This is a genomic window from Geodermatophilus sp. SYSU D00703 (assembly GCF_054050155.1).
The window spans coordinates 1-15452 of record NZ_JBJGYU010000037.1 but is presented as its reverse complement, the minus strand read 5'-3'; the positions used below and the strand labels follow the sequence as shown (position 1 = coordinate 15452).

At 70.3% G+C, this 15452-nt stretch carries 13 protein-coding genes; 8 read left to right on the top strand and 5 right to left on the bottom strand.

The window, feature by feature from the left end; genetic code table 11:
* Positions 1 to 257 precede the first annotated feature (257 nt).
* The 5 genes from ACI782_RS22590 to ACI782_RS22570 are packed head-to-tail and all read right to left on the bottom strand — an operon-like array spanning position 258 to position 6308.
* Positions 258 to 1826, bottom strand: coding sequence for a glycosyltransferase (locus ACI782_RS22590; protein WP_456912352.1), 1569 nt, complete (start codon positions 1824 to 1826; stop codon positions 258 to 260).
* On the bottom strand, positions 1823 to 3046 hold the full coding sequence (locus tag ACI782_RS22585; RefSeq protein WP_456912351.1) for a DegT/DnrJ/EryC1/StrS family aminotransferase: 1224 nt from the start codon (positions 3044 to 3046) through the stop codon (positions 1823 to 1825). Before ACI782_RS22585 ends, ACI782_RS22590 begins: the two co-directional genes overlap by 4 nt.
* Positions 3047 to 3052: 6 nt before the next feature.
* Complete coding sequence (locus ACI782_RS22580; RefSeq protein ID WP_456912350.1) at positions 3053 to 3718, bottom strand: class I SAM-dependent methyltransferase; 666 nt, start codon at positions 3716 to 3718, stop codon at positions 3053 to 3055.
* Complete coding sequence (locus ACI782_RS22575; protein ID WP_456912349.1) at positions 3715 to 5043, bottom strand: glycosyltransferase; 1329 nt, start codon at positions 5041 to 5043, stop codon at positions 3715 to 3717. The genes ACI782_RS22580 and ACI782_RS22575 overlap by 4 nt, the downstream gene beginning before the upstream one ends.
* A 2-nt stretch (positions 5044 to 5045) precedes the next feature.
* On the bottom strand, positions 5046 to 6308 hold the full coding sequence (locus tag ACI782_RS22570; RefSeq protein ID WP_456912348.1) for a glycosyltransferase family 2 protein: 1263 nt from the start codon (positions 6306 to 6308) through the stop codon (positions 5046 to 5048).
* Positions 6309 to 6429: 121 nt separating this feature from the next.
* Between ACI782_RS22570 and ACI782_RS22565 the strand changes: the two genes are divergently transcribed.
* Genes ACI782_RS22565 through ACI782_RS22530 form a run of 8 tightly spaced genes read left to right on the top strand, consistent with a single transcriptional unit; the run spans position 6430 to position 15266 of the window.
* Positions 6430 to 7467, top strand: a complete 1038-nt coding sequence (locus ACI782_RS22565) for a hypothetical protein (protein ID WP_456912347.1) — start codon at positions 6430 to 6432, stop codon at positions 7465 to 7467.
* A gap of 6 nt (positions 7468 to 7473) precedes the next feature.
* Positions 7474 to 8631: a glycosyltransferase gene (locus ACI782_RS22560; RefSeq protein ID WP_456912346.1), complete on the top strand. Its 1158-nt coding sequence runs from the start codon at positions 7474 to 7476 to the stop codon at positions 8629 to 8631.
* Complete coding sequence (locus ACI782_RS22555; protein ID WP_456912345.1) at positions 8628 to 9197, top strand: class I SAM-dependent methyltransferase; 570 nt, start codon at positions 8628 to 8630, stop codon at positions 9195 to 9197. Before ACI782_RS22560 ends, ACI782_RS22555 begins: the two co-directional genes overlap by 4 nt.
* A gap of 1 nt (position 9198) precedes the next feature.
* A complete protein-coding gene (locus ACI782_RS22550) occupies positions 9199 to 11178 on the top strand; it encodes a right-handed parallel beta-helix repeat-containing protein (RefSeq protein WP_456912344.1) in 1980 nt (659 codons plus the stop codon).
* Between the two features lie 12 nt (positions 11179 to 11190).
* On the top strand, positions 11191 to 12351 hold the full coding sequence (locus tag ACI782_RS22545; RefSeq protein ID WP_456912343.1) for a hypothetical protein: 1161 nt from the start codon (positions 11191 to 11193) through the stop codon (positions 12349 to 12351).
* A 10-nt stretch (positions 12352 to 12361) separates the two neighbouring features.
* On the top strand, positions 12362 to 13507 hold the full coding sequence (locus tag ACI782_RS22540) for a glycosyltransferase (protein ID WP_456912342.1): 1146 nt from the start codon (positions 12362 to 12364) through the stop codon (positions 13505 to 13507).
* A complete protein-coding gene (locus tag ACI782_RS22535; RefSeq protein ID WP_456912341.1) occupies positions 13504 to 14523 on the top strand; it encodes a phosphotransferase family protein in 1020 nt (339 codons plus the stop codon). Before ACI782_RS22540 ends, ACI782_RS22535 begins: the two co-directional genes overlap by 4 nt.
* A complete protein-coding gene (locus ACI782_RS22530; RefSeq protein ID WP_456912340.1) occupies positions 14520 to 15266 on the top strand; it encodes a carbohydrate deacetylase in 747 nt (248 codons plus the stop codon). Before ACI782_RS22535 ends, ACI782_RS22530 begins: the two co-directional genes overlap by 4 nt.
* Positions 15267 to 15452 lie beyond the last annotated feature (186 nt).

The window sequence follows — 15452 nt, the reverse complement described above, 5'->3', positions numbered from 1 at the left end:
GACCCCGCAGAGGGCGCTGCCATTCACGGTCGAACTCGTCGACGTCCATGTCAAAGGTCATCCGGTCTGGTCGGCCATGTTGGCTGCGGAGCCCTACGGGCAGGCGGTACCACGGTCGTGCCACGTGGTGCCGGCACCGTACGTCGTAGTGTTTGCAAGTCGCAACGGTCCTTGGGTGACGTCCCAGGACGTGGTGTAGCGGGTCGGAGGTCGAGCCTCGGCCAAAATTCCCGCGCCCCTCGAGGGGTCCGGGGGGCTCAGCCCGACGCCGGCGCCTCTTCGGTCAAGATATTGGCGAGGACGACCCTACGACCATTCCCCAGTGCGGCGAGGACGGCGAGCTCTGCGGCTGACGGCAGATCGGCCAGATCCACCAACAGACGGAAGCCGGCGGTGCCAGCCCCCGGGACATCGGGAAAGGCAGCGGCGAGGTCCGGTCGAGCCGTCGGGGTTGCTGTCCTTGCCAGGTCCTGGTCCCCGTAGGTCACCCTCACCTCGAAGGGGGACGCCTCCTTGGGCAGAACCCATCCGATCACCTCGAGCATGCCCCCCGTGGTCGCCGTCCCGGGGCGCGGCTGATCGATGTGACCTCCATACAGCTCGTCCGACAAGGGTGGGTCCACCCGTACGTGCGTTACCTCGCGCTCGCGGACGTCCCGAACGGGGAATTCGTAGACGGCGCAGGCACCGTCCTCGATGAGCGGCTCGAGACTCCCCAGGCACGCACGCAGGCCGGGGAACCGCTGGAAAAGGTCCTCGCGTGACGGTACGACGCAGTACACGGACTCGCCGTCGTCTGGGCGTGCCGGGCCCTCGACGCGCCAATGGGGAGCCGAAGGGGCGGGCCTAGGCGACCGTCGGAGCCTGCCCAGTTCTGCCAGGACCTGCGCCTCGTCCGATTCCTCGCTGCAGTCGACCTGCCACACCGGCCGTCCGTTGAAGTACCAGGGCAACCCCGGTGGCTCGCTCAGGACGGCGACGTGGCGGTCATGGCGTAGGCCGGCCCGCTCCACGGCCTGTTGCACCTTGCACCGCTGCAGTCCGGCCCGCAGGGCGCCGCCGTGACGCTCCGGGAGAATGCTCCTCAGATGCTCGTAGACCCGGATCTCCTCGGCGATCTGGTCCTCGCGGCGCATGGCTGACCACAGACCGGCTCCATGGACCCGGTACACGCTGCTGAGGTCGTCGAGACAGCCGAGGGGTCCGCGTTGGGCGCACCACACGAGCGTCAGCCAGTCGATCCACGCGAAGCGAGTGAACCATTCGGGCAGGTCGTCGACTTCCAGGCGCCGGTGCATGACCGAGGAAGTCGGGACGAAGTCCCCCAGCAGGACGTCCTCCAGCGTGAACGTGTCGCGCCCGAGGCTCGGCATCCCGGGCCGGGCCGGGCCGCGCCCGGATTCGGGCAGGACCGTGACGTCGTGGAAGACGACCTGGTGGTCCTGGTTCGCGTCGAGGAAGCGGGCCTGCCTCTCGAGCTTGTCCGTCGACGTCCAATAGTCGTCGCCGTCGAGGATGGCGTAGTACTCCCCTCGGGCGGCCCGCATGACCTCGATGTACATCTCGTTGACGCCCAGGTTGCGCTCGGGCAGGACCATCCGGATGACGTCGGGATGCCGTGCGTGATAGTCGAGCAGCACATCCCGCGTGCCGTCCGTGGAGCAGTCCTCCCCGACGATGATCTCGAAGGGAAAGGTGGTCTCCTGTGCCAATGCGCTGTCGAGGGCCTCGGCGAGGTAGCGCTCGTGGTTGTACGTCGTGACGAGGATGCTCACCTTCGGGGGCGGGCCGGCCGGTGTCCCGCGGACGACGCGGACGGCGCTCATCGGGCTGCCCCCTGCTCGCGCCCCCGCAGTCGTGCTCTGATCTCACCCGCTCGCGCAGTGGCGAACGCCAGGAGCTCGCAGATCTGCTCGATGTCCTCCACCGTGGTCGCGGTGCCGGTGGGCAGGACCAACACCCGCCGGAGGATGGCCTCGGTCACCGGCAGGTCCCGGCCGGCGTCCGGAGACCTCGTCCGGTAGGGCTCCATCCCGTGGCAGCCGGGGTAAAAGTAGCGCCGCGCCCGGACGTTCTCGGCAGTGAGCACCTCGAGCAACTCGTCACGACTCAGTCCTGATTCCTCGTCGACCTCCACGACGACGTACTGGTGGGCCGACGAGCGGTCCGGGAGCGGCGGGTCGTGCATGGTGATGCCCGGCAGGGCCTGCAGCCCCTCGCGGTAGCGGAAGTGGTTGCGCCGGTTCGCCGCGACGAACCCGTCGAGGGACTCGAGCGAGGTGATGCCCATCGCGGCGTGGACCTCGGACATCTTCGCGTTGATCCCGACTGTGACGACCCGGTCCACGTCGACGAACCCGAAGTTCCGGGTCAATGACAGCAGGGCGGCCAGATCGTCGTCCTCGGTCGCGATCGCCCCGCCCTCAAAGGAGTTGCACACCTTGGTCGCGTGGAAGCTGAAGACCTCCGCGTCGCCGAAGGACCCCAGCGGGCGGCCGGCGTAGGAGGTGCCAAGAGCCTGCGCCGCGTCGTAGACCAGTCTGAGCCCGTAGCGTGAGGCGACGTCCTGCAGTCCGGCGACATCACACGGCGTTCCCCACAGGTGCACCCCCACGACGGCGGTTGTCTCCGGGGTGATCAGCTCCTCAACCCTGCGTGGATCAAGCGTCCAGGTCACCGGGTCGACGTCGCAGAACACCGGAGTGATGCCCTGCCAGGTCAGTGCGTGCGCCGTCGCGACGAAGGTGAGCGACGGCATGATCACCTCTCCGCCCAGCTCCAGGGCGGCGGCGACCAGCATGAGGGCACTGGTCGCATTGCTGGTGGCCACGCAGTTGCGCACGGAGAGGACCTCGGCCAATCGGCGCTCGAAGGCCTGGACGTAGGGTCCGTCGTTGGTCAGCCATCGCCGGTCCAGCGCATCATCGATCAGCTGGTGCAGCCGGTCACGGTCACCGATGTTCGGCGCGCCGACGTGCCTGACGGACCGGAACGCCGGCGGCCCGCCGAAGACGGCCAGACCCTCGACCGAGGACTTGACGAGCATCGTCGATCAGCCTCGGCGGTAGACGTAGACCGTGTACTCGTACAGGCCGTAGTCGTGTCTGACGACGAAGTGCCGACTCACCTCGCTGGTCAGGAAGGCCGCCAGCGCGTCGAACGGCAGGTGGAACAGGTCCTCTCGCTGCCAGTCCACCTGCGTGGACATCACATTGAACGCGATGCCGCGTCTTGCCTTCGCGAAGATCGCCGGGACCAGTTCGGTGAAGTAACGCCACATGTCGTCGAAGGCGTTGTCCACCTTCTGGGTGAAGACGCCGTTGGCGACCACGTAGTCGAACGACGGCAGGGTTTCGGGATTCTCTAGGAGATCGAGAAGGTAGTAATCCACGTCGGGGAACTTGGCTCGGGACAGCTCCAGGAACCTCTCCGAGAGGTCGAGGCCGGAGTAGCGGATCCCTTTCCGTCCGGTTGCCAGCGTGTGTTCGTAGAGGTGCGAGAGTCCGCAGCCGAAGTCCAGGAGGGAGATCTCGGTGTTCGGCTCCCGGACGACCCCGAGCATGACGTCGTAGCGAACGTCGGCATGCGCCTGGCTCTTCGTCCATCCCACGCCGAGGTAGGAGTCGCCGTATCTGTCCAGGTACCCCTCGCACGCCGCGACGATGGAGTCCTGGGGCTTGCGACCGGACCGTCGGTCAGAGCCGCGTGACGCGCTCAAAGCCGGTTCCCTCCCCCGCCGTCCGAGGCAAGTCGACGTGCGACGCCGACATAGCGGAGAACGTGCCCGAGCGCACGGGGATCGTGACGGGCCAACGCGACGATCCCCGGTAGTGCCCGACCCCATCGCCCGGAGAGGCACTGGGCGCTCACCTCTCGTGCCAGTGGGGCGCCGTAGTAGTCCTGCCAGAAGCGCCTCCCGGCTTCGTACGCTGCGACACGATCCCGGTCGCCCGCCACGTGGCGCCGCTGACGGCCGGCGATGGAGACCGCTGCCGCCAGCATGGCCGGCAGCCGGCGACTCATGTTCGAGCCGTGCCGCCGGTACTCGGCCACGACGTGCTCGTGGCAGTGGACCGGGAACCGACGGGTGATCCTCAGATTGAGGTCGTAGTCCGCGCAGGCGTCCACCGAGGGGTCGAAGCCAGTCACGTGCTCGAAGACCTCGCGCCGGTAGAGCGCCGTGGCTGGCATCCCCATGTAGTTGGTGCGCAGGAGCGCCACGTAGTGGTCGCCCGCTGCGCAGGGCAGATCGGGGGTCGGCAGCGGCTCCCCGTCGACCCCGACGTGCCGGTAGTGACCCGAGACCAGAGCACTCTCGGGGTGGGCTCGCAGCGCCTCGAACCCGACGCGCAGGGCATCGGGCAACAGGCGGTCGTCGGCGTCAAGGAAGATGAGGTAGTCCCCGGTGCTGTGACGGATGCCGGTGTTGCGCGCCTCCGCCAGTCCCGCGTTCCCCTGGCGGACACAGCGGGTTCCTGGATATCTGCGGACTATCTCCTGCGTGTTGTCGGTCGACCCGTCGTCCACCACGACGATCTCGTGGTGGGGATGCGTCTGGGCGAGCACGGAGTCGATGGCATCGGGCAGGAAGTGGGCCTGGTTGAAGCAGGGGATGACCACCGAGACCAGGGCCGACTCGGCCGGCGGACCGGTGCGCCAGCCCCGCCTCAGCCGTATCGCGGCCAAGCCGGCGCGGGTCTGGTCGGACATGACGGCACGCACGTGCAGAGTCGTCTCCGGGCGGGGCCCCGTGACGTCCAGGGTGGACGTGAATCCCGCACTGCCCGACCATGCCAGGTCCGGGAAGGCGCTCGCGAGATCGGGGCGCGCCACGTCAACCGGGGCGCGCCGGAGCAACCTGTCGTCCTCGAGGAACTCCACGGCGACGGCGGGCGACGAGCTCCCCAGGACCCAACCCACCAGGTCGAGCGCCTGCGCCTCCGCACGGCTCTTCGGCGGCGGCGCGTCGAGATAGCACCCCCGAACCGCCGCCGCTCGTGGCTCTACCAGGTCCACGGCGAGCACCTCCACGACAGCGCCCACGCTCACCTCCCCCGTCTCAGTGCCAGCGGGTGGTGCCACAGCAAGCGGAGGGCGCCATCCGCCGCACGTCTCCAGTCGCCGGTTGCGACGTACGACCGCACGTCCTGCGCCAACTTGCCACCGTGGTAATCCCTCACCCGGCGCAGGCCCTCTCGGTAAGCATCGTGAAGATCTTGGTCATGCTTCACGTGCGTCCATTGTCGGCGAACGACTCTCGATTCCGATCGGAGGATCAGCCCTCGGTTCAGCGTCACGTTGGAACCGTGCCGGCGGTACTCAGCGACGAGCCGGCCGTGACCGTATATCGGCCATGTCCTGGTGATGCGGAGATAGAGGTCGTAGTCCTCGCTGGGACTCACGCCCTCGTCGAGTCCGCCGAGCGCATCGACCACACGGCGCCTGTACATCACTGCACCCGGGGTCGAGATGAAGCACATGCGCAGGAACGCGCGGTACGGCAGGTCGATCGAACGCGGGCGCTCCGGCGTCTCCAGGGCCGACCCGTCTGACCCGATCAAGCGCCACTCACCGAACACGAAAGCGTGCTCGGGACGCGCCATGAGCGACTCGAGTCCGACCTCGAGAGCGCACGGCAGCAATCGATCGTCGGCGTCGAGGAACACCAGATAGTCACCGGTTGCGTTCCGGAGGCCGGTGTTGCGCGCCGCCGCGGACCCGGCATGGCCCTTGCGGATGAACTGGACACCCGGGGAACGCTTGGCGACCTCGGCTGTGTTGTCGGTGGAACCGTCGTCGACGACGATCACCTCGGCGGCAGGCTGGGTCTGGGCCGCGACGCTGGCCAGGGCGTCACCGAGGAAGCGCGCCTGGTTGTAGCAGGGGATGATCACCGACACCCGAGGCGGAGGGGCGGTGGTCACGCTGTCCACGACCGGTCGCAGGCGGATCCTCGCGAGGGGGACCCTCTCCTGACCGGCCAGGACGGCTCGCACCTGTAGGTCGAGGGCTGGATCGGCGCGGACCACGGATGCCTGCGCCCGGAAGCCGCTGATGTCGGCGGCGCCGGGGAAGGCTGCCACGACGTCCGGTCGTGGGACGTCCACCGGAGCCCGTGCGATGACATCGCTGCCTGCGAGCAGTTCGACGGCGACCGCCGGTTGCACGTGGCCGAACACCCATCCGCCGACACGGACAGCGTGAGCGTCCACCGTCTGCCCGACCTCGGGGAACTCGATGTGGCCGCGGCACAGGCCCGCGTGATGGGGTTCGGCCGGACGTAGGTCGAGGACATCGAGGTGGGCCACGCTGCGCCTCCCTCCTCAGCGCCGATCGTGGAAGAGTATGCAGAGCTTCTCGCGGACAGGTCCTGTCCAACCGCGGAGATCCCGGTTCGCGGTACGACCGACCCGATGACGAGCTGAGGCGGTGACCGAGGAAAGCGCGGTGGGCGAACGGTGGATCGGGGTGGAGTCCCCGGACGAGTGGAGGGACGCACTCCACGGCATCGCGCACTCGTTTGCGCACACGTGGGACTACTGCCGAGCGATGCAGTCGTACTCGGGCCGGCCGACCTTCCTGTACGAGGTCCGGACGACGGCTGGCCGCTTCGTGTGCCCGATCCAGGAGCGGTCGTTCCACGGCACGACCGACGTCGTGACGCCCCCCGGGTTCTCCGGTTTCGTCGGCGAGGGGGACAGCCACGGGCTCTGGGACCTCTGGAGGCGCTCGGCCCGCGCAAGGAGGTACGTGTGCGGGTACCTCGTCATGAACCCGGCTCTCCCGAGCACGGTGACCCTGCCGGCCGAGAGCAGGCGGCAGGACAAGCACGTCTACGTGATGGACCTGACGGCCCCGGTGGACGAACTGCACGCGCGGCTCGATCAGAACCGGAGACGCCAGCTCAGGAACTGGGATGCTGTCGCCGCCGGCCTGACCACTGACCGTGGTCGGGTGACCACGTTCATCCTCGAGAACTACGAGGCCTTCTTCGCCCGCCGGAATGCTTCGTCGACGCATGGCCTCTCGCGGACGTCGGCGACCAGCCTCGCTGCTCTGGACAGCGTCTTCACGGTGGGCGCCGACGACGGCGGGACGATCACGGCCGCAGCGATGTTCGCCTGCACACCCAGCGGCGGGGACTACCTCTTCGGCGTCTCCCGGCCGGAGGGACGGCGTCGCTCTGCAGCCCTCGTCTGGGCTGCGATCCTGCAGCTGAAGGCCTGGGGCATCCCCCACCTGAACCTGGGTGGCGGGCTCACCGCCGGTGACGGGATCGCGGCTTTCAAGCAGCGATTCGGGGCGGAGAGGATGGCGCTGCCGGTGTTGGCACAGGTGTACGACCGCGATAGGTACGAAGAGTTGTGCCGTCGTGCAAGTGCCGACCCGCGGTCATCACGAGGATACTTCCCCGCCTATCGGCAGGCCGGCGTCGAGCGAGCGACGGCCTCGTGCCACGGGAGCTGACGCGTCGTGAGGCCCAGGATTGTGGTCGCCGGGTCCATGGCCCAGCGCCCCGGCTACGGCGGTCATGCCTGGGTCTTCCTGCAGTACCTGCTGGGCTTTCGCCGGCTGGGCCACGACGTCCTCTTCGTCGACCGGCTGGAGCCGGAGATGTGCGTGGACGAGGACGGGCGGCGGTGTCCGGTCGAGCGTTCGGTCAACCTGCGCTACCTGCTGGACGTCCTGCGCGAGGTCGACCTGGAGCGGTCCTTCGCGCTGTTGCACGACCGCGGCCGCCGGGTGGTCGGGATGTCCCGGGCAGAGCTGCTCGAACGCTCGAGGACGTCGAGCATGCTGCTCAACGTCATGGGGTTCCTGGACGACGAGGAGGTCCTGGGCCAGGCCCCGTGCCGTGTCCTGCTGGACATCGATCCCGGCTTCGGGCAGATGTGGCAGGACCTGGGCCTGCACGAGTTGTTCCAGGGGCACGACCGCTATGTCACGATCGGGGAGAACATCGGCCGGCCGGACTGCACCATCCCGACGTGCGGCCTCGACTGGGTCACCACACCGCAGCCGGTCGTGTTGGAGTGGTGGCCGGCGCAGCCGCCAGAGGGCAGGCGCTTCACCAGCATCGCCAGCTGGCGTGGACCGTTCGCCCCCGTCGAGTACGAAGGCAGCACCTACGGCCTGCGGGTGCACGAGTTCCGCCGTTTCCTGAGCCTGCCCGGACTGACCGGCCGGGAGTTCGAGGTGGCGCTCGACATCCACGAGGCCGACCAGGCGGACGCCGAGGCGCTGCGGGACGCCGGCTGGCAGCTCACGGAGCCCGCCTCGGTCGCCGGCACACCGTCGACGTACCGGCGCTTCGTCCAGGGATCGGGAGCCGAGTTCATGGTGGCGAAGAACATGTACGTCCGGTCGCGGAGCGGGTGGGTCAGCGACCGCAGCATCTGCTACCTCGCCAGCGGTCGCCCCGTCCTCGCGCAGGACACCGGCCTGGCGGACCGGTATCCGCTCGGCGAGGGCCTGGTGACCTACACGACCCTAAACGAGGCAGCAGCGGGGGTCGAGGAGATCTGCGGCAACCAGAGACGCCACGCACGCGCCGCCCGGGACCTCGCCGAGGAGTACTTCGACTCGGACAAGGTCCTGCGCCGTCTGCTGAGCCAGGTGGGTGTCGCGTGACCGTGGACAGGGCAGAGGCCGGGCGGCCCGTCAGACGGCTCAACTGGGGGTGCGGTGACACCGGGGAGCCCGGCTGGATCAACTCGGATCTCAAGGAGGGCCCCGGCATCGACATCACCGCCGACATCCGGGACGGGCTGCCGATCCCCGACGACAGCCTCGACTACATCGTCAGCGTCCACGCGCTCCCGATGATCCCCTACCCCGACCTCGTCCCCGTCCTCCGCGAGCTGCACAGGATGCTCCGGCCCGACGGCGTCCTGCGCCTGTCTCTGCCGGACTTCGACCGCAGCGTCGATGCCTACCGCCGCCGCGACGAGCAGTACTTCCTGGTGCCCGAGTCCGAGGTGCGCAGCTTCGGTGGCCGGGCCATCGTCCACATGCTGTGGTACGGCTACACGGTCACCCTCTTCACCGCCGACTTCATCGAGGAGATGCTGTGGAAGGCCGGGTACCGGGACGTGCTGCAGTGCTCGTTCAGGCGGACGCACAGCCGGCACGCCCCCGGGATCCTGGAGCTCGACAACCGGGAGGCGGAGAGCCTGTTCGTCGAGGCGGTCAAATAGCGTGACCGAGCCACCGAGGGTCTCCCGCCGCGCGTTGCTGATCGGCGCCGGCGCGGTGGCCCTCGGGGGAGTACAGGCCGTCTGGTACCTGAGCGATCCGCCGGCACGGCAGTTGTCGGTCCGGGACTTCGGTGCGGCCGGGGACGGCATCGCCGACGACGGCCCGGCGCTGCGCCGCGCACTCGACGCCGCACGGGCGGCCGGTCCGGGCACGACGCTCACCCTGGAGGAGGGCCGGTACCGGGTCCACGGCGCGCCCGGTGCCGCCTACGCGCTGCCGGTCTCCGGGGCGGCCGGTCTCACGATCGCGGGATCCGGGGCGACGATCGTGGTGAGCGACCCGGCGCTGGGCTGCCTGTCGCTCAGGAACTGCGACGGCTGCGCGGTCCACGGGCTGACCGTGGACTACGACCCCACACCCTTCGCCCGGACGACGGTCACCGCAGTCCACCCCGGGGACCGGGCCTTCGACGTGGAGGTCGCCGCCGGACAGCCGCTCCTCGACGCCCCGTTCTTCACCTTCGCCGCACCGCAGGAACGCCATCCGTCGGCCTTCGGCGCGGTCTTCGACCCGGGGACGGGGGACCTGAAGAGCGGCGTGCCCGACTTCCTGTTCGTCACGTCCGCCCGAGGACTCGGTCGGCGATCGTTCCGCCTCCGGACGCGGGAGGACCTGCCGACGGGGCTGTCCCCGGGCGACGTCTTCGTCTACCTGGCCAGGCAGTTCGGGCATGCGGTGCTCTGCTCCCGGTCGTCCCGGACCACGCTGCGCGAGGTGCACGTGCGCGCGGCCAACGCGGCGGCCTTCGCGCTGACCCGGTCGGACGCCACCCGGATCACCGGTTGCACCGTCGGCGTCGAGCCGGGTAGCAACCGGCTGCTGAGCAGCAACGGCGACGGCGTGCACGCCCAGGCCTGTCGCGAGGGGCCGACCGTCGAGGACTGCGTGTTCGAGGGCATGATGGACGACGGGCTCAACGTCTACGCACCGCCGATGGACGTCCTCGCGATGCCGTCGGACCGCGACCTCCTGGTGGCCGCCGACGAGCCGGTCCGCACCGGCGACCGCCTGGAGTTCTCCGATCCGGTGACCGGCCGGATCACCGGCGCCCGCCGCGTCGCCGCCCTGTCCGAGGACCGGCACGGTGACCTGCGGCTCCGGCTGGACTCCCCGGTACCGGGCCTGTCCACGTCGAGTCAGGACGGCGTCCCCGACGCCGTGTTCAACCTCAGCGCCAGCGGCGAGGGCTACGTCGTCCGGGGCAACCGCTACCGGTCGCACCGCGGTCACGCGCTGCGCCTGCACACCGGCAGGGGGAGCGTGGAAGGGAACCACATCAGCCGGACGAGCCGGGAAGCGATCCTGATCAGCAACGACCCCGACTGGCCGGAGGGTCCGCACACCCGAGACCTCGTGGTCCGGGACAACACCGTGGAGGCGCCCGGTGGAGACGCGGGGATCGAGGTGCAAGGACGCAAGCTCGGCCGCCAGCTGGCCGACGAGCCCACGCAGCGGGGGCTCCGCGTCCACGGTAACACGGTGCGGAACTGGCAGGGCTCGGCGATCGCCGTCGGTAGCGCCCGGGAGGTCGCCATCCACGACAACGTCCTCGTCCTCGACGGCGCGGCCGAGGCCTCCGTCGCCGAACGAGGAGTCCTTCTCGACCGGGTGGAGGACGTCGAGATCGATGGGCTCGTGCTCCGCGCGCCCCCCGGTGAGGGGCTCCCGGTCGCGGTCGAGATCGCTCCGACGGTCGCAACCGAAGAGGGTGCCGTCCGGGTCTGCGCCCTGCAGGTGCCGGCCGGCGTCAGCGCGGTCCGCGACCGCCGCCTGGGCGCTTCCGTCGAGGGCGCCTCCGCCGTCCTCTGCAGCCGCCGGTCGCGACTCGAGGAGGCTGTGGAGCTCGCGGCCCGCGTCGGCCCCGCAGCCGGGGGGCGGCGTGGGGCGACGGCGCCTGACGTCGCGGCCCGGCGGACCTGAGCGGTGAGTGATGTGACCACCGTCTTCGTCGCCGGCGCGCTGGCGAACAAGCCCGGCAACGGGGGCGAGGCCTGGGTCCGGCTGAGTTGGGTCCTCGGCCTGCGGCGGCTGGGTGTCGACGTCGTCTTCGTCGAACAGGTCGCGTCCGGCGTCTGCGTGGATGCCCAGAGGACCCCCGCGCGGGTCGAGGACTCGGTCAACCTGGCCTTCTTCCGGACGGTCGTCGAGGCCTTCGGTCTGGCATCGGTGTCCAGCCTGGTGGTCGACGACGGCGGGCAGGTGATCGGCATGCCCGAGGAGGACCTGCTCACCCGGGCGGAGTCCGCGGCCGCGCTGGTCAACATCAGCGGGCACCTGACGTACGAGCCGCTGATGCGCCGCCTGGCGCACAAGGTCTACGTCGACGTCGACCCCGGCTACACCCAGTACTGGCACGCCGCAGGCCGTCCGTTGGGGCTGGAACGCCACGACCTGCACGTCACCGTCGGGCAGAACATCGGGACCGGGCACTGCCCCATCCCTGTCGACGGCATCTCCTGGAGGCATGTGCGACCCCCGGTGGTGCTCGACGAGTGGCCACCGGGTCCGGACGCCGACCCGCGACGGTTCACCACGGTGAGCAGCTGGCGTGGCGCCTTCGGGCCGGTCACCTGGGAGGGCAGGACCTTCGGGCTGAAGGTGCACGAGTTCCGCAGGTTCGCCGCGCTGCCGCGAACCGCACCGGCCACGTTCGAGATCGCCCTCGACATCCACCCGGCCGACGGCAAGGACAGGGCGCTGCTCGAGGGCCACGGCTGGCACCTCGTCGCTCCCCGCCGGGTCGCCGGTGATCCGCAGTCCTTCCGGGACTACGTCCGGACGTCCGGAGCGGAGTTCTCGGTGGCGCAGGGGATCTACGTCGAGACGAACAGCGGCTGGATCAGCGACCGTACGGCCCACTACCTCGCCGCCGGCAAGCCCGTCCTCGTCCAGGACACCGGCGCGGGCCGGACGCTGCCCACGGGGGAGGGCCTGCTGTCCTTCACGACCATGGAGCAGGCAGCGGCCGGCGTCCGCGAGGTCGTGCAGGACCACGAGCGGCACCGCTGCGCCGCGCGGGAGCTGGCCGTGACCTGGTTCGACTCCGACGTCGTCCTCAGCGCCTTCCTCGAGGACATCGGCGTCGCGCCATGAGGCCGGGGCGATGAGCAGGATCGTGGTGAGCGGGATGATCGCCGCGGTGCCGGGCCAGGGCGGCGCCACCTGGGCGGTGCTGCAGTACCTCCTCGGCTTCGCCCGGCTGGGCCACGAGGTGTTCTTCGTCGAGTCCCTGGACCCCGAGGTCCTTCAGCCGTCCGACGTCCCCCTGCCGCACTCGGTCAACGCCCGCTACTGCCGGCAGGTCATGCAGGAGCAGGGATTCGAGAACGCCTGGGCCCTGGTGCGGCGGGGCACGCGGGACACCGCCGGCCTGTCCCACCTGGACCTGGCCCGGATCGGGGCGGGCACGTCCGTGCTCGTCGACATCTCCGGGACGCTCGCCGGCGAGGAGCTGTTCTCGGAGGTCCCCGTCCGCGTCTACCTCGACGTCGATCCTGGTTTCACGCAGCTCTGGGACGCCCAGGGCGTCGACGTCGGCTTGGCCGGCCACACCCACTTCGTCAGCGTCGGGCGGTCCATCGGCAGCCCGGACTGCCCCGTCCCCACCGGTGGCCGGAACTGGATCACGACGTGGCCCCCAGTAGTGCTCGACGAGTGGCCGGTCGCGGACCGCAGCGCTGGCACCGGGTTCACCACCGTGGCCAACTGGCGCAGCTACGGGTCGGTCGAGCTCGACGGTGTGCACCACGGGCAGAAGGTGCACTCCTTCCGTCCCCTCATGGCCCTGCCCGCCCGTACCGAGCAGCGCTTCCTGCTCGCCCTCTCGATCGACCCGGGAGAGGTCACCGACCTGGCGGCCCTGCGCGCGAACGGCTGGCAGCTCCTCGACCCCGGGGAGGTGGCCGGCTCCCCCTCCGCGTACCGCCAGTTCATCCGGAGCTCGACGGCGGAGCTAGGAGTCGCGAAGAGCGGGTACGTCGCGTCCCGCAGCGGCTGGTTCAGCGATCGCAGCGTGTGCTACCTGGCCTCCGGCCGACCGGTGCTCGCCCAGGACACCGGGTTCTCCCGGCATCTGCCGACCGGGACGGGCCTGCTGGCCTTCGACGGCCTCGAGGACGCACTCGCTGGCGTGGCCGAGATCGCCGGGGACCATGAGCGGCACTCGGCCGCCGCTCGCTCCCTGGCAGAGGCACACTTCGACTCCGCCCGAGTGCTCCGGCGACTGCTCCGGGAGGTGGACGCGGAGTGACCGGACAGGCAGCGCCACCGGTCGACCGGCCCGAGCTGGCCGGCGCCCTGGAACGCGCGCTGACCTCCTGCCTCCGGCGTCCGTGCCGCATCGTCGTCCTGCGCGCACGGCCGTACGTCTACAGCACCAGCTTTCGGCTGGAGGAGCTCGAGGTGGGGCTGGACGACGGCACCCGCCTCGATCTGGTCTTCAAGTACCTCGGCAGAGCCGGGATGCTCCCGGACGCCCGCCGTTCGAAGCCCGCCTTCCTGTACGACCCCCTGCGGGAGATCGAGGCCTACGCGGACATCCTGCCCCTGGAGGCACTGGGGACGGCCCGCTGCTACGGCACGTTCGACGACGGCGGCCCTGGACTTCTCCTCGAGAAGGTCACCGGCCGCGAGTTGTACCAGGTCGGCGAGCAGGCGGTCTGGCACGACGTGGCCCGCTGGTTGGCCGGCATGCACGACCGCTTCGCCGACCACGCCGGGGAACTGCACCGGACGCGCGTCCACCTGATCCGCTACGACGCCGGCTACTACCGCCGATGGCTCGACCGTGCCCGGACCGCCCTCGGAGACGGCGACGCTGCGGAGGAGCAGCGGTGTGCACTGGGCAGGGTGGGAGCCGGCCTGGAGGGGGTGTTGGAGCGTCTCGCCACGATGCCGGTGACCTTCCTGCACGGAGAGATGTACGCGTCCAACGTCCTGGTGGCGGAGGGTGTCGCTGGTCGACGCGTGTGTGCGGTGGACTGGGAGATGGCCGGGCTGGGCCCGGGCCTGCTCGACGTGGCGGCCCTCTGCAGCGGATGGGACGAGGGCACGAGTCGCGCCCTCGCGCTCACCTACCGCGCAGCGCTGCGACGCCGTCCCGGGTGGCCGCCGGGGGACGAGGAGTTCCTGGTCCTCCTCGACTCCTGCAGCCTGTGCGTGGCCGTCCAGTGGCTCGGCTGGTCCCCCGGCTGGTCACCACCTCGCGACCACGCCCGGGACTGGCTCGGCCACGCCGTCCGGCTCGCCGAACGGCTCGGATCGTGACCGCGCCGACCGGCCGCGCTGACGAGCGCCTGCTCATCGTCAACGGCGACGACTTCGGGCGGACACCGGGGATCAACCGCGGCGTCCGGAGAGCGCACGAGCACGGCATCCTGACCAGTGCCAGCCTCATGGTGCGCTGGCCGGCGGCCGTCGAGGCCGCGGGCTACGCCCGCGAGCGGCCCGCGCTGAGCGTCGGGCTGCACCTCGACCTCGGCGAGTGGGTCCACCGCGACGGGCGCTGGGTGCCGGTCTACACCGTGGCACCCGTGGACGACGCCGAGGCCGTCGCCGCGGAGGTGACGGCTCAACTGGAGACGTTCCGGCGGCTCGTCGGCACAGACCCCACGCACGTCGACTCCCACCAGCACGTGCACCTGCACGAGCCGACGCGGTCGGTCCTGCTCGAGGCGGTGGGACCGCTCGGCATCCCGACACGGGCCTGCAACTCGAGGGTCAACCACTGCGGGGACTTCCACGGGCAGACCGGCAGGGGCGAGCCGTGGCCCGAGGGCATCACGGTGGACGCTCTGCTCCGGATCCTGGCCACACTCCCTCAGGGCTTCACCGAGCTCGGCTGCCACCCGGGAGAGGATGACGACTTCGACTCCCCGTACCGTCTGGAACGGCGCACGGAGGTCTCCGTACTGTGCGACGCCCGGATACGGGCCGCTGTGGATGAGAGCCTCGTGCGGTTGACGTCGTTCCACCAAGCGCCCGCTAGGACCGGCTCCGCGCCCTCCTGAACCTCCGTACGGCCGGAGGCTGCTGGAGCAGGCGGTGACGTCCGCGTCCTCCCGCGGACTCAGCCGGCGCGGCGGCCGAGGGCGCGGTAGGTCCACCCGGCGGCGGTCCAGGCCTCCCGGTCCAGCGCGTTGCGCCCGTCGAGCACCCGCTTGCGGGCCACCACGGTGCCGAAGGCCACCGGGTCC